The 26,128-nt window shown below is 39.9% G+C and carries 20 protein-coding genes and 1 other annotated feature; all 20 genes read right to left on the reverse strand.

The window, feature by feature from the left end:
* Positions 1-2: 2 nt before the first annotated feature.
* A complete protein-coding gene (locus tag BLV55_RS04300; protein WP_093311580.1) occupies positions 3-2,357 on the reverse strand; it encodes a transglycosylase domain-containing protein in 2,355 nt (784 codons plus the stop codon).
* Between the two features lie 110 nt (positions 2,358-2,467).
* The gene (gene gatB / locus BLV55_RS04305; protein ID WP_093311583.1) at positions 2,468-3,904 is read right to left on the reverse strand and encodes an Asp-tRNA(Asn)/Glu-tRNA(Gln) amidotransferase subunit GatB; all 1,437 of its coding nucleotides are present in this window, start codon (positions 3,902-3,904) and stop codon (positions 2,468-2,470) included.
* Positions 3,901-5,379 (reverse strand): Asp-tRNA(Asn)/Glu-tRNA(Gln) amidotransferase subunit GatA, encoded by a 1,479-nt coding sequence (gatA, locus tag BLV55_RS04310; protein ID WP_093311586.1) that lies wholly within the window; start codon positions 5,377-5,379, stop codon positions 3,901-3,903. The genes gatB and gatA overlap by 4 nt, the downstream gene beginning before the upstream one ends.
* Positions 5,380-5,395: 16 nt before the next feature.
* A complete protein-coding gene (gene gatC / locus BLV55_RS04315; RefSeq protein ID WP_093311588.1) occupies positions 5,396-5,683 on the reverse strand; it encodes an Asp-tRNA(Asn)/Glu-tRNA(Gln) amidotransferase subunit GatC in 288 nt (95 codons plus the stop codon).
* A gap of 12 nt (positions 5,684-5,695) precedes the next feature.
* Complete coding sequence (aspS, locus tag BLV55_RS04320; RefSeq protein WP_093311591.1) at positions 5,696-6,982, reverse strand: aspartate--tRNA(Asn) ligase; 1,287 nt, start codon at positions 6,980-6,982, stop codon at positions 5,696-5,698.
* A gap of 170 nt (positions 6,983-7,152) precedes the next feature.
* Positions 7,153-7,418: a binding site (T-box leader), on the reverse strand.
* 79 nt (positions 7,419-7,497) lie between these two features.
* On the reverse strand, positions 7,498-8,388 hold the full coding sequence (locus BLV55_RS04325; RefSeq protein WP_093311595.1) for a S1C family serine protease: 891 nt from the start codon (positions 8,386-8,388) through the stop codon (positions 7,498-7,500).
* A 97-nt stretch (positions 8,389-8,485) separates the two neighbouring features.
* Positions 8,486-9,571 carry an HD-GYP domain-containing protein gene (locus tag BLV55_RS04330; RefSeq protein WP_176968253.1) on the reverse strand — a complete coding sequence of 362 codons (1,086 nt, stop codon included), beginning with the start codon at positions 9,569-9,571 and terminating at the stop codon, positions 8,486-8,488.
* Between the two features lie 96 nt (positions 9,572-9,667).
* On the reverse strand, positions 9,668-10,858 hold the full coding sequence (locus BLV55_RS04335; protein ID WP_093311602.1) for a GGDEF domain-containing protein: 1,191 nt from the start codon (positions 10,856-10,858) through the stop codon (positions 9,668-9,670).
* Between the two features lie 68 nt (positions 10,859-10,926).
* Positions 10,927-12,297: a PhoH family protein gene (locus tag BLV55_RS04340; RefSeq protein WP_093311605.1), complete on the reverse strand. Its 1,371-nt coding sequence runs from the start codon at positions 12,295-12,297 to the stop codon at positions 10,927-10,929.
* Between the two features lie 48 nt (positions 12,298-12,345).
* Positions 12,346-13,686: a CoA-disulfide reductase gene (locus BLV55_RS04345; RefSeq protein ID WP_093311607.1), complete on the reverse strand. Its 1,341-nt coding sequence runs from the start codon at positions 13,684-13,686 to the stop codon at positions 12,346-12,348.
* 267 nt (positions 13,687-13,953) lie between these two features.
* Positions 13,954-14,820, reverse strand: coding sequence for a lipoyl synthase (gene lipA, locus BLV55_RS04350; RefSeq protein ID WP_093311610.1), 867 nt, complete (start codon positions 14,818-14,820; stop codon positions 13,954-13,956).
* Positions 14,798-15,484 (reverse strand): lipoyl(octanoyl) transferase LipB, encoded by a 687-nt coding sequence (lipB, locus tag BLV55_RS04355; protein WP_242870049.1) that lies wholly within the window; start codon positions 15,482-15,484, stop codon positions 14,798-14,800. Before lipB ends, lipA begins: the two co-directional genes overlap by 23 nt.
* Before the next feature lie 34 nt (positions 15,485-15,518).
* Positions 15,519-16,730 (reverse strand): sensor histidine kinase, encoded by a 1,212-nt coding sequence (locus BLV55_RS04360; RefSeq protein WP_093311613.1) that lies wholly within the window; start codon positions 16,728-16,730, stop codon positions 15,519-15,521.
* Between the two features lie 30 nt (positions 16,731-16,760).
* Positions 16,761-17,855, reverse strand: coding sequence for a D-alanine--D-alanine ligase family protein (locus BLV55_RS04365; RefSeq protein WP_093311616.1), 1,095 nt, complete (start codon positions 17,853-17,855; stop codon positions 16,761-16,763).
* Between the two features lie 69 nt (positions 17,856-17,924).
* Complete coding sequence (ispE, locus tag BLV55_RS04370) at positions 17,925-18,797, reverse strand: 4-(cytidine 5'-diphospho)-2-C-methyl-D-erythritol kinase (protein ID WP_242870030.1); 873 nt, start codon at positions 18,795-18,797, stop codon at positions 17,925-17,927.
* A gap of 22 nt (positions 18,798-18,819) precedes the next feature.
* Positions 18,820-19,980: a DUF362 domain-containing protein gene (locus tag BLV55_RS04375; protein WP_093311619.1), complete on the reverse strand. Its 1,161-nt coding sequence runs from the start codon at positions 19,978-19,980 to the stop codon at positions 18,820-18,822.
* A gap of 158 nt (positions 19,981-20,138) precedes the next feature.
* Entirely contained in the window at positions 20,139-23,330 is a 3,192-nt protein-coding gene (carB, locus tag BLV55_RS04380) for a carbamoyl-phosphate synthase large subunit (RefSeq protein WP_093311621.1), read from the reverse strand.
* A complete protein-coding gene (carA, locus tag BLV55_RS04385) occupies positions 23,321-24,400 on the reverse strand; it encodes a glutamine-hydrolyzing carbamoyl-phosphate synthase small subunit (protein ID WP_093311622.1) in 1,080 nt (359 codons plus the stop codon). The genes carB and carA overlap by 10 nt, the downstream gene beginning before the upstream one ends.
* Positions 24,401-24,441: 41 nt before the next feature.
* On the reverse strand, positions 24,442-25,530 hold the full coding sequence (gene argF, locus BLV55_RS04390; RefSeq protein ID WP_093311625.1) for an ornithine carbamoyltransferase: 1,089 nt from the start codon (positions 25,528-25,530) through the stop codon (positions 24,442-24,444).
* A gap of 270 nt (positions 25,531-25,800) precedes the next feature.
* Entirely contained in the window at positions 25,801-26,067 is a 267-nt protein-coding gene (locus BLV55_RS04395) for a Veg family protein (protein ID WP_093311627.1), read from the reverse strand.
* Positions 26,068-26,128: the final 61 nt, after the last annotated feature.

Below are 26,128 nucleotides of genomic sequence, written 5' to 3' on the forward strand. Positions count from 1 at the left end.
TATCATTCTTCTTGATGCTCCGACTCCACTTGGTTATCGGCTTCACCCTCACTTCTATCCGTCTCCTCCTCACTTCTATCCGTTTCCTCCGGAGGGGGTGGTGGGGGTGGCGCTCGATGAACACGGCAGTATTGATCTGGTTCTGTTCCCAGTATAAAAACTTCCTGGCGAGTACCAGAACAATGTCTATTTGCCAAAAGACCTGTCGTTGTACAAATGTTTTTTGTCACGATATCCTGCGGTACGGCATAAGCTTTAGGCTCCCTTTCTTCGTGAATCTTCATCATCATTTGTTGCCATAACGTGGCCGCCATCCCACTACCGTCAGAAAGCGACTCCGGCCGGTCATTTCCAACCCATAAACCAGCTGAGTAATATGGCGTATACCCTACAAACCAAGCGTCTTTTTTATCTGAAGTGGTTCCTGTTTTTCCCGCCACTGGAATCAATTCGTTTCGTGGATCTAGTTTTGCACGCGAACCGGTGCCATAGGTAATGCTATGTACCAGCATATCCGTCATAATATAAGCTGTCTGTGCCGTTATCACCCTTTCTCTATGTGGATTTCTTTCAACCAGCACAGTTCCTTTCCGATCGGTAATATGAGTAAAGGTGTAGGGCTCTGTATAGATCCCTTCATTTGCCAGCACACTAAAAGCAGCCGTCATTTCCAGTGGCGAAACACCGTGTGTCATCCCGCCTAAGGCCGTTGAAAAAGTTTCATCATGATAAACCGCTCCGTCAGAACCAGTAAATGGCTTGTCTCTTCTGACCAAAGTAGAAATTCCCAGTCTTTCAAGATAATGAAACATGATGTCATAGGCACCTTGCCGGCTCCCCCCTGTTTCGTGCAAGAGTTTCACCGTCGCTACATTACTTGACCACTGAAGAGCCTCCCTTACGGTGATATTACCAAAATACCCCTGCCGATACCAGTTTCTTGGCCAAGGTCTGTTAGGATTTTCCGGATCTAAGTAAACCGGTGCGTCATGAATCATCGATGCGGCTGTTTTTCCACGATCAATGGCCGGTGTGTAAACAGCCAGCGGTTTTATAGCCGAACCCGGCTGTCTTGGGACTAATCCACGATTTAGGACATTTCTTCCTGTTGTCATCCGTCCCCCTGAAATACCTCGAATCGCTCCGCTTTTCTGTTCGATCACTACAAAAGCACTTTGCGGCTGAATATTGCCATGACTATCTCTTAATAGGTTCCCCTCTGCATCTCGCATGGTTTCCGGGAAGGCTTCAGGATTATCAAAGGTTTCCTCTATCACTTGTTGAATACCCATATCCAGCGTACTATAAATATGAAGACCACCTGCATACAAAAAATGTCTGGCTTCTTCCAAGCTGTATCCCCAATTCTGCAACGAGTTCAATACGTCTTGCTTCACCAGATCTGCAAAATAAGAGCTGATTTCTTCTTGCTGTTGCAAGTTTCCGGGGTTCACTATTTCCCACAAATCTTTTTCTATCGCTTGATGATATTCTTCCTTAGTAATCCAGCCAATTTCACGCATCTTAGCAAGGACTAACCGCTGTCTGTTTAAGGCTTCTGGTTGCAGCACCATTACATAATCTTCTTCAATTTCCTGAAAAACAGTTCTATCTTCTCTTACAGTATCCTTTCGAATGGTTCGCAGCGGTGCATATCGCGATGGATTTCTGGGAATACCGGCTAATAATGCGGCTTCTCCAAGAGTCAATTCTTGAATATCTTTTGAAAAATAGACCTGAGAAGCGGCCTGAACCCCGTAAGCTCCAGCACCTAAATAAATGGTATTGAGATAAGCTTCCAGTATTTTTTCTTTTGAAAGCTTTTGATCCAGCTGAATTCCATAGTACATGTCCTGAATTTTTCTAGTATAGGTTTGCTCATGGCTCAAAAATAAATTTTTTGCTAATTGTTGGTTGATGGTGCTGGCACCTTGCCGACTACCTGTCTGATAGTTGGTCCATCCAGCTCCCAGAATTCTCCTGATATCAATCCCCGGGTGATTCCAAAAACGTTCATCTTCAATGGCAATAAAAGCATTTTGAACAAGGTCAGGTATCTCTTGATACTCAATGATTTCCCGGTACATGGGTGTCGCAATTTTTTCCAAAAGTTCCCATTGGTCCCCATTTTTATAATAAATAAAGGAGCTCTCATCCAATAAATGATATAAGTTTTCTGTTTCAATCGGCTCTAAATCAGATACAATGCTATGTACAATGGCAATAGTGGTGCCAGTTACTGCCCCAAAAAGAACGAGCATTCCTAGCACCACTGTTAAAAAGAGGCGACGAAAAAAGCGAATCCATTTTCGCCTTTTATTCATATTTTTTTCCGTTCGAGGCATTTTGCTTTTCATATCAGAACCTCACCAGTTTCTATCTACTAGTTACTGATACTATTGTAAAAGATAAATCACTATGTTGCAATCATCAGTTCTTTAATCAAGCTAATCCCTTTATCATTACTCTAGTCCTGTAGTAGGTTTTCAAGCATTTCTTTCGCTACCTTAGGGTTTGCCTGTCCTTTTGTTGCCTTCATTACCTGCCCCATTAAATAGCCGACAGCCTGTTTCTTGCCATTTTTGAAGTCTTGAACAGACTCCGGATTTTCTTTAAGCACTTTTTCAGTTATTGTTTGAAGCTCTTCTATGTTGCTGATTTGTTTCAACCCTTTTTCTTCAATAATGAGGTGAGCTTCTTTTCCTGTTTCAACCATCTCATCAAAAACGTCTCTTCCAGCCGTGCTACTAATACTTCCCTTTTGAATGATCTGAATTAACTCTGCCAAATCTCCAGGTTTTAAGGGCTGATTTTCGGCTGACAATTCTTTCTCTTTCAGCATACGAAGAAGATCTCCAAGAACCCAGTTAGCCGCTACTTTAGGATCAGCACCTGCTTTCACCACTTCTTCATAAAATTCGCTTAATGCTTTTTCGCTTACCAAAATGTTAACTTCTTTTTCTGTTAATCCATAGGATTTGGTAAATCTTTCTGCCTTTTCAGCCGGTAATTCCGGTAATTGTTTTTCAATGCCTCTTATTAGATTTTCTTCAATAAAAATAGGCTTTACATCCGGTTCCGGAAAATATCGATAATCATGAGCATCTTCTTTGGTTCGCATAGAAATAGTTCTACCTTTTGCCGCATCCCATCTTCGGGTTTCTTGAACAATTTTATGCCCTTCGTTGAAGCTATATAATTCCAATTGTCTTTTTTCTTCTTTTTCTAAGGCTTTTTGCAGCTCTTTGAATGAGTTGATGTTTTTCAGCTCCACCTTAGGGTTAAAATGTTCCTGCCCATATGGTCTGACTGAAATATTGCCATCGCAACGTAGAGAACCTTGTTCCATTCGACAATCAGAAACACCTGCGTATTGTAAGATAGAACGAACCGCCTTCAGGTAAGAAACCGCCTCTTCTGGGGAACGCATGTCTGCTTCCGAAACAATTTCTATCAAAGGAACGCCTACCCGATTATAATCAATATATGACACTGGTTCATCTTCATCATGTAGCAATTTCCCAGCATCTTCCTCTATATGAATATGGTGAATGCTAACTTTTTTCTTTCCTTTTTTTCCTTCTATATCTACAAACCCACCTGTGCATATGGGCATGTCATGTTGGGAAATTTGGTAGGCTTTAGGCGAATCAGGATAAAAGTAATTTTTCCGATCCATTTTGTTGACGGTTTCAATTTTACAGCCCAACGCTAATCCAGCTTTGACTGCCATTGCTACCACTGCCTCATTTAAGACAGGCAAAGCGCCTGGCAGGCCCAAACAAACAGGACATGTGTTTTGATTAGGAGGAGATCCAAAAGTAGTGGGGCAATGGCAAAAAATCTTTGTTTTTGTATCTAATTCCACATGAATCTCCAGCCCTATGATCGTTTCCCAGTTCATTTTAATCCTCCTTTCACCATATTACTTTTTAAGTCTAACTGTAAACTTTTTTCAAGTTGATAGGCTATTTGAAACAATCTTTTTTCTTCAAAATGATTTCCTATCAGTTGCATGCCTACAGGCAAACCCGCTTCTGTAAACCCACCTGGTAATGAAATAGCCGGCAACCCAGACATGTTTACATCCACTGTATAAACATCTCCCAAATACATGGCTAAAGGATCATCCATTTTTTCGCCTTGTCTAAAAGGCAAATAAGGAGATACCGGACCTAGCACAGCATCATATTTTTCAAATATTCGGGAATACTGTTCTCTTATTTTGCACCTAATTTTTTGTGCCTTCTGGTAATAAGCATCATAATATCCCGAAGAAAGCGCATAAGTTCCAAGCATAATCCTTCTTTTCACCTCTTGCCCAAACCCTTCTGACCGACTATAGACCATTAAATCTTCAATATTTTCCATTCTATCTGTTCGGTGACCATATCGAATACCGTCAAATCTTGCTAAATTTGAACTAGCTTCTGCAGAAGAAATCATATAGTAGGCAGATAGTCCTACGGATGAGTGTGGCAAGGAAACTTTTTCCACAACAGCACCCAGAGAAGTAAGTTCTCTAACGGTATTTTCTAACACCTTATTGATCTCCTTATCTAATCCTTCTTGCTGGTACTCAACAGGCAGTGCAACCTTAACTCCTTTTAAAGACTGATGTAAGCCTTCTGTATAAGATCCAGCAAGATCGATTTTACGACTGGTAGAATCCTTCTGGTCAAAACCAGCAATAACATCTAGGGCTATCGCACAATCTTCAACGTTTTTTGTCATAGGACCAATCTGATCAAGGGAAGAGGCAAAAGCAATGAGTCCGTATCGAGATACCAGCCCGTAACTTGGCTTTATCCCCACTACTCCACAAAAGGCAGCGGGTTGACGAATCGATCCTCCCGTATCAGATCCTAAGGCCAGAGGTACTGTTTCAGCCGCAACGGCGGCGGCCGATCCACCCGAAGACCCACCCGGAACCCGATCCAAATCCCATGGATTCCGAGTTGTTTGAAAAACAGAGCTTTCAGTAGAGGATCCCATTGCAAACTCATCTAAATTTGTCTTACCAATCATAATACCGTCTGCCTCATAAATCTTTTGAACCACCGTTGCGTTATAAGGCGGAATAAAGTTTTCCAACATTTTAGAGGCACAGGTAGTTGGAATTCCTTCTGTACAAATATTGTCTTTCACAGCCAAAGGCACTCCAGCCAGTGCACCGGTTTTTTCACCACGAGCTCTTTTCTCGTCGATTTTTATAGCCTGCTCCATAGCTGTTTCTTTCTGTAAGCAAAGATACGCTTTCACTTGATCCTCTGTTTTTTCTATTCTCTTAAATGTTTCTTCTACCAACTCTTTTGCCGATGCTTCTCCTTTTATCCATAAATCACGTTGATTTTTTAAGCTTTGCATGTCGATTGTCATAGTAACCTCCTTTGACTTAATCCAAAATCTTAGGCACCCGAATAAGTCCATCTTTCAGATCTTTTGTGTTTTGGTACAATTTTTTCTGATCCTCAAATAAGCTTGGTTCATCTTTTCTTAATATGGTTGATGGTTGATGCTGAAAAATATCTTCCTTCGTATCTTCTACAGTAAAATTCGCAATCACTTCAAAGTGTTCCAAAATATTATCAAATTCACGACTATACTGTTCCACTTCCTCTTCACTTAAATCCAATTTTGCCAATTTAGCAATATAAGCCACTTCTTCCGGTTTCATCTTCATTCTTTCGCCTCCTTAAGGTGTGATTCTTTTCATATCTCTTGGCAATAAAGTTGCTTCCCGTATATTTTCCAGTTGGCAGAATTTCATGGTCAAACGCTCTAGTCCTATTGCAAATCCTCCGTGAGGTGGCATTCCATATCGAAAGGTTTCCAGGTAAAAATCAAAATCTTCCGGCTTTAATCCAAAGGTCAGCATATTTTCTTTAAGCTGATCATAGTTATGAATTCGTTGCCCACCCGTGGTAATTTCCAATCCTTTGAAAATAAGGTCAAAACTTCTGGTCAGAGAAGGTTCTTCTTCAAACGGCATGGTGTAAACCGGCCTTTTGCTTACCGGATACCGAGTCAAGAAAACAAATTCACTGTTATATTTTTCTTTAACATAGGCTGAAAAGAGCACTTCTCCTTCTGCATCTAAGTTGCCTGCTGGCGATTTTTTGTCGTACTCTCTCAGCAATATTTCTCTTGCTTCTTCCAGCTCTATACGAGGTATTTTTTGAATCTCCGGTAATGATACCCCAAGAAGCTCCAGTTCTTTTTTACACTTTTGGTTCAAATGCTGAATCATATGCTTTAGTAAACTCTCTTCCAAGTCCATAATATCGTTCTCATCTTCGATAAACCCTAGTTCTACATCCAGGCTAACATATTCATTCAAATGCCGCCATGTATTATGAAGCTCTGAACGGTAGGCATGACCTATTTCAAAAACCTTTTCAAATCCAGCACCTACCATCATTTGCTTGTAGAACTGAGGGCTCTGTGCTAAAAATGCCCGTGAATCAAAGTATTTCACTGTAAACATTTCTGATCCACCTTCGGTGCCTGAAGAAATAATTTTTGGAGTGTGTATTTCTGAAAACATCTCGCCCCTTAAATACTCTCGAAAAGCCGTTACAATTTCTTCCTGAATGATAAATGGTGCCCGAATTTGGGGATTTCTCAAACTGATCGTTCGGTGGTTCAGTTGTGTTTCCAAATGAGTTTTTTCATTCCGGTTTACAGAAAACGGCAATTTGTCATAATGTGCCTCACCCACTACTTTATGCTGTTCTACATTAATTTCCAGTCCGTTCACCGCTTTTGTGTTTTCCGAGACAGTCCCTTTCACTTCCAAAGCCATCTCAAGCCTTAGTCCCTCTTTTTGTTTTTCATCTAATACCAATTGTACCAGGCCAGTTTTGTCCCGTAATGTGACAAAGGCAATTCGTCCCAAATCATGAATTTTGTGAACCCACCCCTTCACTTCTACCTCTTTTCCTAAACTCTGCCCTATCTCCTTTACATAACTTCTGCCCATTCTTATTCTCCTTTCATCTTCGCTGACAAAACAAAGATGCTTCGCATCTGTTGTAATTGAAAATTAATAATTGATAATGAATCATTAGGTTCATATGACCCTTTGATGCTTGTTCCCTTTCCTACAACAAAACAAAAAACCCGTCCACTGCTCAGCGTAAAATACACTGATACAGGGACGGGTACTATTCCGCGGTGCCACCCTTATTAGTCTTAAATCAGACTCTCTCAATTAAACATACGGAAAACCAACGCTTTCGATATGCACTCCCATTATCGGTGGAGAACCGTCCGAGTCTACTAGATAAAAAAATAATCTTTACCGTTCGGTCGGATGCTCCCGGGTGTTCTTCTATTCATCTTACCTGCCGGACTCTCACCATCACCAGCTCGCTTAAAGGCTTTAACAAATATACTCTCCCGTTCCTCACATCAATTTTCTTGATTTTTACCTATTATATCATCTTCTTACAACTTTGCAAGACTATTTTGATTAATTATTATTTCTTTACCTGATCACGGATTAATCCATTGTGGGTTTTCATCTATCAACTGCTTAATATCACTTGCCGAAATGGCAAAGTTCAGATTTTCAGACTGATCAATCTTAAACGTGGTTAATCCTATCAACTCGCCTTTCATGTTTAAAAGCGCACCTCCAGAATTACCAGGTGAAATTGGCGCTGTAATCTGAATTAAAGTCTGTGCTTCCGTCTCCCTTAACCCGGATACAATTCCATCCGAAACAGTGTTAATCAAACCACGGGGACTTCCTATGGTTACAATTCTTTGACCTGCACTAACTTCCGACACGGCTCCTAACGGAATCGGTTTTTGATTCATCCCTTCCCGGTTTTTCACTTGCAAAATCGCCAAATCCTGTCGATTGTCATACCCAAGAAGCATTAAATCTTTTTTCATCACAGTTCCATCTTCAGACTCAAAATAAGCTTTTGCCATATAAGGAGAGGATTCAATGACATGATAATTCGTCACGATATGCCCATACTCACTAATTAACACACCGGAACCCTGACTTTCTCCTGCTTCTATCTGCACAACACTTTCTTTCAGAGATGCTACCTGTTCCATATTTCGCTCCATTGGAGACTCTAAGGTTTGATATGCCGCCACCAAATCTGATGGTGGCGCTTGCAAAGAGGACGGTTCTTCTGCCTCACTGTTTTCCTCCTTGCTTTCCGATTTTTCTTCATCCTTTGGTTCTTCATAAGCCTCTATCGGAGCAGAAGCTACCTCTGGTTGTTCATGCTTAAAATATTGAAACAACAAAAACCCCGCTGTTCCATAAACAAATAAAAGCATAAATGTAATGCCAGCTATCATTGTAATCGCCAGAGACTTCGATATTCTTTTTCCCGTTTCTTTACTATTTTCTTTTTTTGCCATTTTTTTCACCCACTAACACAAATCCAGAACCATTGGTTTCCAATGGTTTCCTTATATTTATACGCCTATCCTTCTATCCAATTAAAATTTTCCCCATCTAGTCAACAGTATCCGACACCTCACCGGGATCTTTCAATGTCTTTATAATCGTATAGCTTCTCGTTTTCATTAAATCAATTTTTTTTCCTCTTAAGGGTCCTTTCACAATGGTAAGAATCGGTCTTGTATGAAAAGGTGCATTGGTTCCCGTAACCACAGCAGAAGTACCATCGTTAAGCTCCACTAATGTATTGATTGGATATGGATTAATATTTTGCTTAAATTCTTCAACCAATTTCGGATTAAAATGCGTCCCCGACTGCGACATAATAAACTCATGGACTTCTGAAACAGAATACGCTTTACGATAAGGCCGATCATTCAACATAGAATCAAAGGTATCGGCTAACCGAATAACTTGACCATTTTCATGAATCGCATGACCCTTTTTCTGATTTGGATAACCGCTGCCATCCCATCTTTCATGATGCTCTAAAATGGCTTTCAAAATCTCAGCATCTAAACTAGCGTTATCTTTTAAGAACAGATATCCTTTTACCGGATGGCTTTTAATTGTCTGATATTCTTCTTCGGTGAGTTTTGGTTTTTTCATGATTTCCAAAGGAATAAATAACATCCCTATATCATGGAAAATGGCAGCTCTTCCTAAGGATTCAAGTTGCATTTTTGACAAACCAAGGCTTGTTCCCAGCAACATTGATTTTATCATGACACCAACAGAGTGTTGATAAAGATATTCGTAAGCCGATCTCATACTGGCCAGTTTTTCAATGACCGCTTTTTCCCCCAAAAAATCTTCCACAACAGAACTCATCATTGCCTTTACTTCGTAGAGCTTAAAATCCCGATCTTCGTCAGGCTTTGTTCCTCTGATTCTAACCAGTTGCCTTAACTGTGCCGTCATTTTATTGTGAACTTCTGGTCGAATTACTTCCTGGAGCTGGTAGTCAAGCATTTTTTCATAGATACGAATATGCTGGACACCCTCCATATATATTTGCATTCTATTAAACACAGTGATCACTGTACCCGAAGGATAGATCATTTTACCTTGTCTGTTATAGACCGGTTCTGCCAAAACGCTTTTTTCTTCTGCGTAATTGGTTTTCACTTCTCTTATCATAATTTCCCTCTCCATTAGTTCAGAAATGACTATCCATTACTATTATACTGGATGAAGTCTTTTTCAACAAGTCCAATGACTAATAGTATGTTAGACTTAGAAAACTTCATGGTGAGAAACATCGTTCCCTCCTTTTTCTTTCGATTTATAAAGACCTTTGTCGGCTATTTGTATTAATTCAAGAACCGTTTCACCATCTTCCGGAAACACAGCGATCCCAATAGAAATGGTAAAGTGTGGCTCTTTTGTTTTTCTGATTTTCTCCAAAAGCCTTTCGGCCACCAGCCTGCTTTCCGCAAGGTTTAACTTTGGCAGCAGTACAATAAATTCGTCTCCTCCGTAACGGCCCAAATAATCGTATTCACGAATAACCCCTTGAGTAATAGAGGCTAAGGTTTTAAGAGCGATGTCTCCCTTTACATGACCTAAGTTATCATTGATACGTTTAAATTTATCAATATCGAACATCAATACCGAAAAAGAAGTGCCATCATTCTGTTTTATCTGTTCATCAATAAAGTCCATAATGCTGATTCGGTTAAAAGCTCCTGTTAATCCATCTTTTTTTGCATTTTCCAAAACAGCCTGATGGCTTCTTATTAATTCATTTTCCTTTCTTTTTGCTGCATTATCAGCTGTTTTTTGCAAACGCCGCTGATAGTTATCCGCTGAACGTTGCAGCATTTTTATTTCTTTTTCCATGGTGCCAGAAAAGTGAATTAACAAAAGGCTATAACCTACTATTTTAAGAATCATGGATACCTCTGGCACATAGAGAGAGCCTCTAAAAAATTGAACCGTATAAGCCAAAACAATCATCAGAAGTCCGTAATGAAATTGATAAAACGCATCTTTTGATTGACGAATTTTTGCAAAAATCACGAAACCAGGAATCCAGAAAAACCATAATGCCGTCCGATAGTTTATCCATCTCAAAAATTCAGTAGCAAACTTATTGATCGATAAAAAAAGGATCCCTGTCATCACTGCAGCTGTTACCATTAAGGCTATTGGGTTTGTTTTTTCTGATAATAAATCCAGATAAACCATCATCACCCCTATTAGCATCAAAAATTCCGCTAGCCAATAAATCTGATCTATCTGCAACCCCGGAGTAAGCAACAGTCCACTCAGCAAGTACCCTGAAAAAGGAATGGCAAAAATAGCGCCTAGCAGCCTTTCACGCTTATGCTGATAAGGGAAGTTAATGGCCATTATCAGAATACTGAAACTGACACTGAGCGAATACAACCATAAAAACCGATTGGCCGTATGATAATAGTCCATCAAACTCCCCCCCTTTTTTCTTTCTTACTTTTCTTTACACATCCTTAGCTTTTATAAAAGGATGTTTTTTACATGTGCTTCTCAGCTAACTGCGCCAACGGGCTTCTCTCTACTTGTCGAAGCGTGATGTGACCGGTAATATCAAAAGGCTTCATTCGATCAACGGTATAAACTAATCCGTTGGATTTTGAGTCAACTAATACGTTATCAATTTGATTATCGGAAGGATCACCTAAGAATAAAAACTTTGCATCCTCACCGGCCCTTGTCAACATTAGCTTGGCTAGGTGTGGCGTTGTTTCCTGCGCTTCATCAACAATTACCAGTGCATTTGCCAGGGTTCTTCCTCGCATATAGTTAAAGGTTTTCATTTCTAACACACCTGCATCCATATAGGTATTAATGAAATGTTCCACTGAAAAATCCGGTTTTTCACTTTTTGCATAGTTCCGAGATCCAGCTTCCTTTTTCCCTTTTTGCTTTTGATCAAAAAGATTATCGACAGCATCATAAAATGCTTGCATCCAAGGCTTTAACTTTTCTTTTTCTTCTCCTGGTAAAAATCCAATATCATTTCCTGCAGGAACAACAGGACGGACAAAAATAATTTTTCTGTACATGTTTTTCTCCAAGACACTCTGCAATGCATAAGCGATACTAATAATGCTTTTACCGCTGCCAGCACCACCTATAATGGTTGCAAAGTTAATATCCGGATCATGTAGCAATTCCATGGCCATCTTTTGTTCTCTGTTAATCGGCTTCAATCCCCACGTATATTCATTGGCATACTCTAAAGGTTGTATTCGATCTCCTTTTGCTTTCGCAAGCACTTCATGACCTGATTGATCCTTACTCTTAATATGAAAAAAATGATTTGGGTATATGGATTCCATCACAGTTTCTGGAACAGTCAACCCACCAGCGTAAATCTTATTGATATCTTCTGAAGGTAACTCCAATTCACTATAGCCTTTATAAAGATCATCTGTTCGCACTTTGTCAGTCTCATAATCCTGAACTTTTAGGCCTAAAGCATCTGCCTTTACGGTCATACACATATCTTTTGTAACAAGAATCGTCGGCCTTTCTTTATCTTTTTCTGCCACTGCTTTTGCAATGGCCAGTATCCGATTATCGTTTTTTTTCGTATCGATGCCTTCCGGAAGGTTATTGACATTCACATAATTCATCTCAATGCGAATCAGTCCTCCTGATGGTAATCGTATCCCCTCCACAAAATCACCATGCTGCCTAACTTTATTTAGCTCTTTTAATACCTGCCGGGCATGATAACCGACCATTCCTGAAGCTTTTTTCAATCCATCCAGCTCTTCTACCGTTACCAAGGGTAAAATCAAATGGTTATCCTGAAAATTATACAGAAATAATGGATCATGAATCATTACATTGGTATCAATTACATAGTTTTTTATCATCTTAACAGCTCCTTTATGGTGTATTTTTTTATTATTCAGTAAAACCCTTTATTCAGCAGCGTTAGCCGCAATTTGAATAACATCCCAAACGGTAGCAAAGGGAGGTGCATAACAAAAATCAACTAACCCTAGTGTTTCAGGTGTCATTTTTTGAAAAATAGCCAAGGCTAATACATCCAGTCGCTTTCCAGCTTCTACAGGTCCTACTATCTGTCCCCCTAAAAGATGACGACTATCTCTATGATATACCAGTTTCACCGTTACTTTCTCTGATCCAGGATAGGATTTAGCATGACTTTGTCCTTTAACCGTCACTGCCTTGACCGGTATTCCGGCTGCTGCAGCTTCCTTCTCTGTAATTCCAGTTTTCCCAAAAGCCAGGTCCATTACTTTTACAATAGAAGTACCCAAAATTCCAGGGAAACTGTCATTTTTTCCCCCAATGACCGCACCGGCTATTTTTCCTTGCTTGTTTGCCGTAGTTCCCAGAGGCATATAGACCTGCTTATTCAGAATTCGATGAAAAACCGTTGCACAATCGCCGGCTGCAAATACATCCGGTACATTGGTTTGGCTTTTTTCATCAACCATAATCGCTCCTTGTTCCGTCATTTTAATTCCTGATTCTTTCAACCATGACGTGTTCGGCCTAATTCCAAGAGCAAAAATCAACTGATCTGTCGGATAGCGTTGCCAATCCGTTACTACACACTGAACTTTATTCTCACCTTCTACTTTCTTTACGGTTTCCTCCAAACGAATGGTAGCTCCATATTTTCTTAATATTTCTGCTGCCATTTCACCAAATTCAGGGTCCATCGTGTTTAAGAGTTGTGACGGTCTTTGAATCACAGTGACTTTTTTGCCGCGTTTCAACATCGCTTCGGCAATTTCCATATTAATATAACCGCCGCCGACCAGCGTTATTTGATGCACCTCCTCCTGCATCATGTTTTCGTGTATTTTTTTTCCATCTGGGATTGTTTTAAGAAGGTGCACGCCGTTCAGCTCAGTTCCTTGCATCGCAGGGCATACAGGATCGGCTCCTGTAGCAATAACTAAATAGTCATAAGATGCCTTTATCAAGTTTCCATTCTGCCTATTTTGGATCTCTACTATTTTTGACGAAGGATCCAACTTAATCGCTTCATGATGCAAATATATTTTGATTCCTTTTTCTCTAAATTGATCTGGCTGCCTAACAATCAAGTCTTCTGCCTCTTTTAAGTATCCAGCCAAGTAATATGGCAGTCCGCACTGACCGTAAGCCACATGTCCACCTCGTTCATATACAGTTACGTCCAGATTAGGATTTTCTCTTTTTGCTTTCGAAGCAGCACTCATTCCTGCTGCAACACCGCCAAGAACAATTAACTTTTCTTTTTTCAATCAAAGTCTCCCCCTTTTAGCGGATGCTTGTATCCGTTCATCCTATTTCATTAATAAATAGCTTTTCCCTGTTCTTGTACTGCAATCAATAAAGAGTTCTTTCTTTAAGAAATATGTACCCCACTTAGCGCCAAGCATTCAACATCATAGCGAAATATCAGCGAAATATCCAGAGAGTTCTGAAGTTTATCCGACGAAACTACCGTTAAGGCTCCAGCTTCCTTAAATAACCAAAAACGTAAAAAGCCGCTGTTTGCGGCTTCTGCATCATTTTTTACTCAGCACTTCCATGGCACGAGCAGCGTTATAAGAACTACGAATAAAAGGGCCGCTCTCCACAAAAGAAATCCCTATTGCCAGCCCCTGTTGTTGATAACTTTCAAACTGTTCCGGTGTGATAAATTCTTCTACAGGCAAATGCTCTGGTGATGGTTGCAAATATTGACCAATCGTTAAAATATCACAGTGAATTTTCGATAACTCCTGCATGACTTCCACTACTTCTTTCTCCGTCTCCCCCAGTCCAACCATGATCCCTGTTTTAGACAGTATAGAAGGTGTTTTCTTTTTCACTTCTTCAAGCAGATTCATTGAACGTTGAAAATTCGCACCAGGTCGCACTATCTCATAAAGAGAAGGGACTGTTTCAATATTATGGTTAAGTATTTCTGGCTTTGCCTGTAAAACGGTTTCTAAGGCCTTGTGATCTCCTTGAAAATCCGGAATCAATACTTCTATTGTTGTCGTAGGATTTTTTTTCCGAATGCTTCGAATGGTTTCAGCAAAATGTTCTGCTCCGCCATCTGGCAAATCATCCCTTGTAACCGAAGTAATCACGGCATGTTTTAATCCCAGCTGCGCTACCGCATCGGCTACATGTTGGGGTTCACACAAGTCCAAAGCTGGAACTTCGCCTTTCGTAACCGCACAAAACCGACATCCCCTGGTACATATATCACCCATAATCATAAAGGTAGCCGTACGCTTTTCAAAACACTCTCCTACATTGGGGCAATTTGCTTCCTGACATACGGTATGCAGTGACAGATTTTTTACCATTGCTTGCATTTTATCCAAGCTCTTTTTATCTGGCATTTTCTTTCTTAGCCATTCAGGCTTCCGTTTTACTGGCAATCCATTTCACCTCTTCCATTGTAATTGATTCTAATTCGGTCATATACATACCTTCAAAGTTTTTTTTCAAAAACTGTATCATATCCTCACGCTGATAATCAACGCCCTGCTTTTCTATGGATGTGATCCCGTATTCCGTAATGCCGCAGGGATTAATATAACGAAAATGGTCTAGATTGGTTGTGTGATTCAGTGCAAACCCGTGCATCGTAGCCCATCGTTTGATCGCAACTCCTAATGCACATATTTTTTCATCTTCTATCCATATGCCTCGATATTTCTCTTTCCGATTGCTTTTCATATTTACATGTTTAAGGGTTTCCATAATCCACTCTTCCATTTGCCAAACAAACCACTGTACATCCTTTTTAAAATGTTCCATGTTTACTAATAAGTATCCTACAATCTGTCCAGGTCCATGATATGTCACATTACCTCCCCTGTTGCTCTCGAAAACTTGAAATCCTTGATTTTTAACATAGTCAACAGAAAAAAGAAAATCTTCTTCCTTTCGATTTCTTCCTAATGTAAATACTGGTGGATGTTCCACAAAAAATAGATACCCGGGTATTTCACGATTCATTTGAAGCTGTCGGTTTATTTTTTTTTGAATCTCAAAAGCTTCTTCATAGTCCATCACACCTAAATCAGCTGTCTTAATCATCTTCACCTTATCACCCCTTACGTTTATCTGATGACTATTCTATCCCTAAGATCCGTACGGCCATTTTTGTCCCTTTTCCAGGAGTGCTTTGAATCACCAGCTCAGCCCCAGTCTGCTCAATGAGCTCTCTGGATATCAACAAACCCATCCCTGTGCCCTTTTCCTGATTGGTTCCTAAACGACTTTCACCTTTGTCTTTCATAATCTTCAGGATTTGTTGTTCTGTCATCCCGATACCCGTATCCTTCACACCTATTAAAACTCCTTGCTCAGTGGTCTCAGCAAATAAAGTAACCACACCACCTGTTTCTGTATACTTCAAAGCATTGGTAAGAAAATTTCGCAAGACGGTTTTTAAGACATTATAATCATACGCAACTTTTATTTGTTGTGTCTTTTTTCCTTTGTGAATCAGATGAATTTGCTTTTGATTTGCTTGTTGCTTAAACAGGTTTTCCATCTCTTCCAATACGGATGCCACATAAAATTTTTCCGGCTTCTGATCTATACTTCCCTTATGAGTACTGGCCCACTGAAGGATGTTTTCTAACAGCGTATAGCTGTTTTTTGAAGCTTCCTGCAACTCTCTCATGATGTGATCTTTTTCTTCTTCCGAAAAATCTTCCGGCGATTCCAACATCATTTCAAACAAACTCACCACATTTCCTAAAGAATTTTTAAGGTCGTGAGCCATAATACGCATCATTCGGTTCATGATTTTATTAGATTTTTTTAATGCTTTTTCTGAATCAAATAATTTGTTTTCTGCTATTTTTCTTTCTGTAATATCAAAAACAATTCCCCGAATTCGATGTGGCGCTCCACCTTTTGTCTTCTCAATAATTTTTCCGCGATCATAAAACCATTTAACTTTTCCTGTACGGGTTAAAATCCGATATTCCGTCTCGTATACCGGCTTTTCTCCCCGCAGATGTTCTCTCATCGCCTGATTAGCTTCTTCTCTATCTTCTGGATGAATCATCTCAACAAAATCTTCTATGCTGAAAAAATCTTTTTCCGGATCGTATTCCAAGGCTTCCAGCTTCAAAGGATTGGCATGCACTTTTCTTGTTACATAATCCATTTCCCAATGTCCCAAGTTTCCAGCCCAAGCAAACTCCAATTTTTCATCCCTTGCCTTTTCTTCCATAAGTTCCTTTTCCCGTTTTTTTAGTTCTTTTATTTCAGCTTGACATTCTTCAAGCTCCCGCTTCAGATCTTTCACTACTTCTGGAGAATTTTTCAACGTTTCACCTCCTGCTGTCCACCTTTTTCCTCATTCTATCGCTTCTTCAACAAGAAAACTAATTAGTTCCTGATAGGTCACACCCGAAGCTTCCCACATTTTAGGATACATGCTTATTTTAGTAAAACCTGGCATGGTGTTTATCTCATTCAATAAGAGATTTCCTGTTTTGCGCTCTAAAAAGAAATCAATTCGGGCTAAGCCCTTACACTCTAGTAATCGATACACTTGTACAGACAGTTGCTTCACTTTATCTTTCATCTCTTGAGAAAGGTTGGCCGGAATCTGATAGACACTTTTCCCTGCCATATATTTATCTTCATAATCATAAAACTCTCTGGAAGGTATGATTTCTGAGGGTTCTGCCACTCTTGAATGTTGATAATGACCCAGAACGGCACATTCGATTTCTCTACCATCAATAAAGGCTTCCACTACTACTTTGCAGTCATGAGCAGCCGCTTGCCAAATCGCTTTTTTCAGTTCATTCATGTCGGAAGCTTTACTAATACCAACACTGGAACCTAGCCTGGACGGTTTCACAAACATAGGGTAGCCTAGCTTTTCTTCTAAACAACCTATTAATTCCTTCTCTATCACATCCCGACTCTTCCCTTCCCATTCTCTAATGTTAACCACATGGTATGCGGCCTGATCGATGCCCTCGTTTTCAAATATTTTTTTAACCATTGCTTTATCCATGGCTAAAGCCGAGGTCATCACACCGGCACCTACATAAGGAATGTGGCACGCCTGCAACAAGCCTTGCAATGTCCCATCTTCGCCGTAAGGTCCATGCAATATAGGAAGCGCAACATCCACAGCTTTTTTACAAAAGCTTTCGTTTTCTTTCAACAATAAGGCCGAACATCCCGGAATCAAGAATATATCTTTTCGCTCCTTCCGATATTGAAACCGAGCCTCCTCAAATCCTTCCCACTGATTATTTTGAATTTGCCAGTATGCTTCATAAAGCTGAAATTTTCCCTCTGTTGTTATGCCTACCGGAATCACTTCATATTTTTTTTTATCGATTTGCTTCATAACAGATGTTGCGGACATTAAGGATACTTCATGTTCCGATGACGGACCTCCAAAGAGTACTAACACTTGTTTTTTTTTCATAAACCCAGCCTTTCCAGGGATTGTCCCTATGTCTTTCTATGATGAGCAATTTTTCTCTTACACAGCTATTCACCGGTGATGGATCGTATGGGCTATGTATGTTTCCTGATATATTTTCCTAAGTTTTTCATAAGCACTTTCTGCTTTTTTCCTGGTTTTGAACAAACCAAAAACCGTTGTTCCACTCCCACTCATCATTGCATGAAAAGCATTAAACTCCAAAAGCTTTTTTTGAACCTTTTCTATTTCCGGCACCATCGACGTGGTTACCGGCTGTAAGACATTCTCCATAAAAAAAGCTAAGGTTGCAAGTTTGCCTTTACTTAATGCTTCTATGATTTTTTGATTATCTGGTCGTCGGTTCCCGCTTGCCATCGAAAAAGCTTTATACACTTCAGCTGTCGACGCAGAAAAAGGAGGCTTTACCAACACCATCCACATTGGTGTTTTCACCTTCAATGGTGTCAGCTTTTCTCCAATACCTTCTGCAAGAGCTGTTCCTCCCATTAAACAGTAAGGCACATCTGCTCCAATTTCTTTCCCCAAATCCATCAAATCATTTTCAGCTACTTCTTTTTTCCAATAACGGTTCAAGGCACAAAAAGTAGCTGCTGCATCAGCACTGCCACCAGCTAAGCCAGCCGCTACAGGTATGTTTTTTTCAATATGAATAATGATTGATTCTTTTTGCAAATGAATCTGATGGTAATTCGCCAACTTTTCAGCTGCTTTATATACCAGATTATTTTTATTAAGTGGTAATTTCGACTTGTTTGAAGTGATTTTGATGCCAGGTTGTCTCCCTGTAGATATTTCAATTAAATCATGAAGCGAAATTTGTTGCATGATCATTGATACTTCATGATATCCATCTTGCCTTTTGCCCAAAATATCTAAAGATAAATTCACTTTTGCATATGCTTTTTCTCTAATAGGTTCCACTGATGCTCACTCCACTTATTTATTATTTGGTTCCACCAAACCACTTCAGTATTTTCGGTCTATAAATCCATATGGCTTTTTCCGGACAAACTTCCTGACAACAATAACATCGAATACATTTATCATATCGAAACCCAGGTACCTTTTCCAGCATGTCAATAGCTTCCGCCGGGCAAATCGTATAACATTCTTTGCATTTCGTGCATTTTTTAGGGTTTACGACCGGCTTTGGTCGCAAATGTTTTCTGCTGATCTGCTTAAATATGGAGCCCACTACTGGCCAACGCCCATATTTTTCTAAAAAGTCCGGTTCTCTGGTATCTGGAAGCTTAAAAGATTTTTTGATTCCTTCCCCTAACGATGTATCCAGTGTAACCTTTTCTAAACTCTGACATAGATTTCTCTGACGAGCCGCCTTCAGCGTTGGTACACTATCCGGTTTAATGCCCATGTGTTCCGAAGCCACTATATCCAAGGAATAGGGGTCTTCCGAAACAAGTATCATGCCATTTTTGACCACGTCGCCTGCCGAAGGACCAGCACCCTCCATCGCTTCAATCCCGTCCATAATGGATATTACTGGACTGGCATATTCACATATGTCCACCATTGCATGACCAAATTCAATAGGATCTGTAAATCGAAAATGAAGCTCTGCTTTTTTCAAACCTGGCATAATACCAAACATATTTTTTACGGCTCCTGTCATCATGGTCATGCTGTGAGTTTTCATCTTGCTTACATTTATAATATGATCCGCCTCTTTTATCGCCTTCATCACGTGAAAATCTTTTAATCGATAACCGGCCGAAAAATAAACAGGGTCAGACTCCAGGTTCCAGTTCAATGAAGCACCGGTTTCTTTAGCTACCGTTGTCATTCCTGTAAGCTGATATATCTTCCTCATCCGACCTTGAAGAAAAGGTCCCGCCGGACTATCACCTAATATTACCAAAGCACCTAGTTCCATCAATAATTCCGTCAATGCTTTCACCAGCTGCGGATGGGTTGTCACAGCTTCCTTAGGTTCTTTTCCTGTCAATAGGTTTACTTTAAGAAATACCAGGTCCCCAGGCTTAATCCATTTTTCAAGACCACCAAGAGCCTCCAAGGATTCTTTGAGTGTCGTTTTCACATGATCCGGAGTATAATCAGGACATTCTCTGATAACAACTTTTTTCAACGAACTTCCTCCTGCCTTCTCTTGCTTCTTTCTATTTATTGTACAATAAAGCTACCATTATTTCTAGTTTTGCTATAAAGATGGCAACACCGCTATTGGGAAGACAAAAACAAATAGAAACTCAAAAGAAGTCGCCAACCTACGGCGACTTCTTTCCTTCACATATTAAGGTATTCTCTTAAAGATCGATAGGACAATTGAATGCCTACCTGTTTTCGCTCCATTACTCTTAAAAAAGCCTCCGCTGTCTCAAGGGTTGTAAAGGTGGGGAGTTTATATAAAATACCCATTTTTCGAAGTTGATGACCTTGGGAATTTGTTTTGCGACTTCCTGACGGTGTATTGACAATAATATTGATTCGCTTATCCCGAATTTCTTTCAAAAGAGATTCTTTTTCTATCTCCTGGCAACGAACCCCATTTTCTTTAAGAAATTTAGAAGTTCCATTCGCGCTGTAACAACGAAATCCAAGCCTTGTATAATCACTGGCCAGTTTGAGACCCGCTTCCTTATCTTCGTCTTTTAATGAAAAATAAATGCCGCCTGTTTCAGGAAGGTGAATGCCAGAAGCGATAAAACCTTTCATTAAAGCTTTTACATAATCTTCATCTATCCCTAATACTTCACCCGTCGATTTCATTTCTGGCCCTAACGCCATATCTGCGTCCGAAATTTTTTCGGCCGAAAAAACGGGAACTTTTACCGCATAATAGGGTCTTGAAGGTAAAATACCTGTCCCATAACCCATTTCCGTTAGCGATTCTCCCAGCATGGCTCTTACAGCCAGCTTCACCATAGGAACATCTGTTATCTTGCTAAGAATCGGTACGGTTCTTGAAGCACGAGGGTTTATTTCTATTACAAAAACGTCTTCTTCCTTTATCACATATTGAATATTGACCAAGCCTGTTATCGCCAACTTTTGAACAATAACTTTTGTCGTCTTTTCTATTTTTTCAAGAATCATTTTACTTGTTTTCTCTGCTGGATAAACAGAAATACTGTCTCCCGAATGCACCCCGGTTTTTTCGATATGCTCCATAATTCCCGGAATCAGGAGATTTTCCCCATCAGCTACTGCATCTACTTCTATTTCAACACCACTGATATATTGATCAACAAACAGGGGATATTTCATAAAAAGTCGCTGCATCTCTTCCAGGTATTCTCTCATTTCATTTTCATCGCCAATAATTTGCATCCCTCTTCCGCCAATAACGTAGGAAGGTCTTACAATCACAGGATATCCTAATGTTTCAGCTTTTCTTATCGCATCTTCCTCTGAATCGGCGGACATTCCTTTTGGCGTTCCGATATTATGTTTTAGCAGAAATTCGTTGCATTTCATCCGATCTTCCGCCAGATCCATTGATGAAAAAGAAGTGCCTAGAATATTGACACCTCTGGCATATAGTTCTGGTGCCAAATTAACAGACGTTTGCCCTCCCAATTGAAGAATAACCCCCTCAGGCTTTTCCTCCCGAACCACATTCATGACATCATCAATATGCAGTGTTTCAAAATAGAGCTTATCCGAGGTATCAAAATCCGTGCTCACCGTTTCCGGATTATTATTCATCATAATTGATTCATATCCAGCTTCTTTTATTGCCCAGGCACCATGAACACAGCCGTAGTCAAATTCAATCCCCTGACCAATCCGAATTGGCCCTGACCCAATAACCAGTACTTTTTTATGATGGCTTATCCTATTCTCATTTTCCTCTTCGTAACAGGAATAATAATAAGGTGTCGCTGCTTCAAATTCACCGCCACAAGTATCCACCATCTTATATACAGGAAAAATAGCATGATCCTTTCTCAATTTTCTAAGTTCAGAAGCTTTTGTTCCTGACAGATCAAGAATTTCTTCGTCAATAAACCCCATCGATTCTGCAGCATAGAGCAATGCTTCGTTCATCTTTTCATCTTTTAGTCGTTTTTCCATATCGATAATATTTTTAATTCCTTGCAAAAACCAAAGATCTATTTGTGTCATTCGAAAAAGTTTCTCCAGTGTGTACCCTCTTCTGACAGCATCCGCCAATGCAAAGATTCTTTCATCATCACAGGCATCTATTTTTCTATCCAACTCACTTTCTGCCAAATGACTCATTTGCGCTAAACGAAGTCCGGTAAAGTTCCCGTCTAAAGACGTAATTGCTTTGAGTAAAGCAGCTTCAAAACTTCTGGCAATGGCCATTACTTCACCAGTAGCTTTCATTTGTGTCCCCAAGGTTCTATTCACATTCTTAAATTTTTCAAAGGGCCATTTAGGAAACTTTACCACCACATAATCTAAAACTGGTTCAAAAAACGCACTTGATTTTTTTGTAACGGCATTTTTAAGTTCATTCAGATGATAACCCACCGCAATTTTCGCAGCAATTTTTGCGATTGGATAACCCACGGCTTTTGAAGCCAACGCACTGGATCTACTAACCCTCGGATTTACTTCAATGACCACATATTCACAACTATTCGGATTCACAGCAAACTGAATATTACATCCACCGGAGACTTTAAGACTGCGAATAATTTTTATGGAAGCCTTTCGAAGCATTTGATATTCCCGATCTCTCAACGTCTGCGAAGGAGCTATCACAATGCTGTCTCCCGTATGAACCCCTACTGGATCCATATTTTCCATATTACATACAATCATGCAATTATCCTGGTGATCCCTTATCACTTCGTACTCTATTTCTTTCCAGCCTGCTACACTTTGTTCTAAAAGTATCTGTCCGATAGGACTAGCCTTCATCCCTCTTTCAGCTATTTCCATTAAAGATTCGTCGTCAGTGGCAATCCCTCCACCATATCCTCCCAAGGTATAGGCAGGACGAATAATCACTGGATACCCCGCTTCCTCTATAAATGTTTTGCATTCGTCTAACCCTGTAGCAATAACACTTAACGCCATCGGTTCATCAATTTCTTCTAATAATTGCTTAAAAGCTTCCCGATCTTCTGCTTTTTTGATTGTTTCGCTTTCTACACCTAACAACTTTACCCCCATAGACTGCAAAATTCCATCGTTTTGAAGTTCCATCGCAATATTTAATGCCGTCTGCCCACCAAAACCAGCCAAAATGCCATCCGGCGCTTCTTTATTTAGTATCTGAAGAATGCTTTCCTTCGTCATAGGCTCTAAATATACTTTATCCGCTAAATCAACATCTGTCATAATGGTCGCAGGATTACTATTGACCAAAATGGTTTCAATTCCTTCTTCTTTAATGGCTTTACATGCCTGTGTTCCCGAATAGTCAAATTCAGCTGCTTGCCCAATCATAATTGGCCCTGATCCCAATATCATTATTTTTTTCAGTTCTTTATTTAAAGGCATTTCTTTCGCTCCTTCATATTTTCAATAAATTGGTCAAAAAGATATTCTGTATCTTGAGGACCAGGAGACCCTTCCGGATGAAACTGAACTGAAAAAACAGGCAGAAATTCATGTTGCATCCCTTCAAGACTATCATCATTAAGATTGGTATGTGTTATCATCATGCCTTTTTTTATGACGCTTTCCGCATCAACCACGTAACCATGATTTTGTGAAGTAATATACGCTTTCTTTTTGAGTTGGTCATATACGCCATGATTACCACCACGATGTCCATATTTCATCTTAAAAGTATTTCCACCAACGGCATGTGCAAGAAGCTGATGTCCCATGCAGATTCCAAAAATAGGCCGCTCTTTTAGCCATTGTCGAATAAGTTCAATACCCGTCACGGCTTCCGCTGGATTGCCAGGCCCATTACTAATCAATAATCCGTCCAGTTCATAGGATTTCATCTCATCAAAGGAAGTATTATAAGGAAAAAGCATGATATCACAACCTCTTATTTTTAAAGCTTCCAATATATTTGCCTTTACTCCAAGATCTAGCACCGCTACCCGACAGCCTTCCCCAGGAATGTGCTTTGGCTTAGAAACGCCAACCTCTTTCATCCAGTCTTCTTCCAACGTGGTTCCTTCTAACAGTTGCCTTAATGTCTCTTCAGCAATTTCTTCATTCGATATCACCGCTTTGATAGCTCCCACTTCTCTGATTCGCTTCGTAATGCTTCTGGTATCCACCTCCGCTATACCCGGCAACCCTAGCTGTTGCATCATATGCTCCAAGGTTGATTCGCTGGAATAATGAGATGGATGTTGAGAAATTGATTTCACAACCATTCCTCTCGCATAAATTCCTTCGGACTCAGACTCTCTTAAAGATATTCCGTAATTTCCTATCAGAGGATATGTCATCGTAACAATTTGACCAGCATAGGAAGGGTCTGTCAAAATTTCCTGATACCCGGTGATAGACGTATTAAAAACCATTTCTCCAACAGCCGTTCCACTTCGTCCAAACCCTTTCCCTCTATAGATGGACCCATCTTCAAACAAAAGTGTTCCTTTCATAACAACGCTCCTTTAAGCCTTGGCTGATTAAACTCGGTTGATTAAAAATGACCAGAAGGCCCCATTGTTGCTACTAACATTGCTTTAATGGTATGCATTCGATTTTCTGCTTCATCAAATACGACAGACTGCTCACTTCTAAAAACCGCATCCGTTACTTCTAATTCTGATATGCCATGTTGATCATATATGCCTTTACCCATACTGGTTTCCGTATCATGAAAAGCTGGTAAACAATGCATAAAAATAGTGTCCGGATTACCCGTTTTACTCATAAGAAACTCATTTACCTGATAAGGCACCAGTAATTCTATACGCTCTTCAAACTGATCTTCTTCTCCCATCGAAACCCATACGTCTGTATAGATAACATCGGCCCCCTTAACTCCTTCTATCGGATTTTCGAACCACTGAATGTTAGCTCCCGTTTCCATCGCCACCTCTTGCATTTCTTGCATTAGGGTTTTATCCGGCGCAAGGCTGGCAGGGGATACGGCTCTGAAATTCATCCCCATCTTAGCGGCTCCTATCATTAGGGAATTTGCCATATTGTTGCGAGCATCACCCACATAGGCAAAGGTTACTTCCTCTAAGGGTTTATCCAGCTTTTCCATGATCGTCATCCAGTCCGCCAATATTTGAGTAGGATGATATTCGTCTGTTAAACCATTCCATACAGGAACACCCGCATGTTTCGCTAGCATTTCTACCGTGTCCTGATGGTAGCCACGAAATTCTATCCCTTCATAATAACGGCCTAATACTTTTGCGGTATCTTCCACAGATTCTTTTTTTCCCATCTGAGAATCCTTCATGTCCAGAAAAGTAGCATTGCCTCCTTCTTGCATCATAGCTACTTCAAAAGCACAACGGGTGCGTGTTGAAGTTTTTTCAAAAAGCAGCACAATGTTTTTCCCTTTAAGCAAGTCATTGTGCCGTCCCAGTTGTCGTTGTTTTTTCAACTCAATAGCCAGATTTAGTAAGCTTTTTATTTCTTCCGGTGTATGATTTTTTAGTGTTAAAAGGCTTTTTCCCTTCCATGGTTTCGCTTTCTGCAGCACATCTAGTAATCTATTATCGCTATCAGCCGCTAAGGAACCGCCTTTATGAGTCCAAAATTGTTTTTTCATTTTAATCACCTCAACACATTTTTTATAATTATACATTCTATAGTATTTTTATGCAAGCTTTTTTATTCAAAAAAATAAAGAGTGATCTCCTGCGACATTTCGTAACAGGAGATCACTCTCTAAGGTTGACCACTCTTCTACGGTGGAGATACTTCTTTTAATTTCCAATAGCAATACCAAAGGTGGTCATTCATAATAATTCATTTTGCTTACTATTTATTCTTCATTTTGAATTTTCATCTACAGTCAAAAAGTCGTCCGAAGACGACTTTAGCTGACTTTGATTGGTCTGTTATTTTCGCAAATGGTGATTTCTACGGTTTCTGTCAGGATATCACAGTAACTGTAGGAAACTTTCCTGTCTGTGTCAAAGTCACCAAAAACCTTGACGATGAAAATACTCGGATAAGTATCTTCTAAGATCCCTTCCCGAACGACAATCCGTTTTCTTCCTTTGTTCGCTTTAAGTGTGACTCTTTTTCCCAGATACCCTTCAATGGTCTTCTTGATTTCGCCCAGCGTATTTCGGTCAGCCAAATCATCACCTCTTTCACCTATTCCTTAAACCAGTTTACCATAAGTGAAAGCGCTTGTCAAT

Source organism: Tindallia californiensis (assembly GCF_900107405.1).
Classification (GTDB): Bacteria; Bacillota; Clostridia; order Peptostreptococcales; family Tindalliaceae; genus Tindallia; species Tindallia californiensis.

Bases quoted from the DNA above. Each gene is read 5' to 3' on its own strand.
- BLV55_RS04300 (WP_093311580.1), bottom strand. From the start codon at position 2,357: ATGAAAAGCAAAATGCCTCGAACGGAAAAAAATATGAATAAAAGGCGA.
- gatB (WP_093311583.1), bottom strand. From the start codon at position 3,904: ATGAACTGGGAAACGATCATAGGGCTGGAGATTCATGTGGAATTAGAT.
- gatA (WP_093311586.1), bottom strand. From the start codon at position 5,379: ATGACAATCGACATGCAAAGCTTAAAAAATCAACGTGATTTATGGATA.
- gatC (WP_093311588.1), bottom strand. From the start codon at position 5,683: ATGAAGATGAAACCGGAAGAAGTGGCTTATATTGCTAAATTGGCAAAA.
- aspS (WP_093311591.1), bottom strand. From the start codon at position 6,982: ATGGGCAGAAGTTATGTAAAGGAGATAGGGCAGAGTTTAGGAAAAGAG.
- BLV55_RS04325 (WP_093311595.1), bottom strand. From the start codon at position 8,388: ATGGCAAAAAAAGAAAATAGTAAAGAAACGGGAAAAAGAATATCGAAG.
- BLV55_RS04330 (WP_176968253.1), bottom strand. From the start codon at position 9,571: ATGATAAGAGAAGTGAAAACCAATTACGCAGAAGAAAAAAGCGTTTTG.
- BLV55_RS04335 (WP_093311602.1), bottom strand. From the start codon at position 10,858: ATGGACTATTATCATACGGCCAATCGGTTTTTATGGTTGTATTCGCTC.
- BLV55_RS04340 (WP_093311605.1), bottom strand. From the start codon at position 12,297: ATGATAAAAAACTATGTAATTGATACCAATGTAATGATTCATGATCCA.
- lipB (WP_242870049.1), bottom strand. From the start codon at position 15,484: ATGATTAAGACAGCTGATTTAGGTGTGATGGACTATGAAGAAGCTTTT.
- BLV55_RS04365 (WP_093311616.1), bottom strand. From the start codon at position 17,855: ATGAAAAAAAAACAAGTGTTAGTACTCTTTGGAGGTCCGTCATCGGAA.
- carB (WP_093311621.1), bottom strand. From the start codon at position 23,330: ATGCCTTTAAATAAAGAACTGAAAAAAATAATGATATTGGGATCAGGG.
- carA (WP_093311622.1), bottom strand. From the start codon at position 24,400: ATGAAAGGAACACTTTTGTTTGAAGATGGGTCCATCTATAGAGGGAAA.
- argF (WP_093311625.1), bottom strand. From the start codon at position 25,530: ATGAAAAAACAATTTTGGACTCATAAAGGCGGTTCCTTAGCGGCTGAT.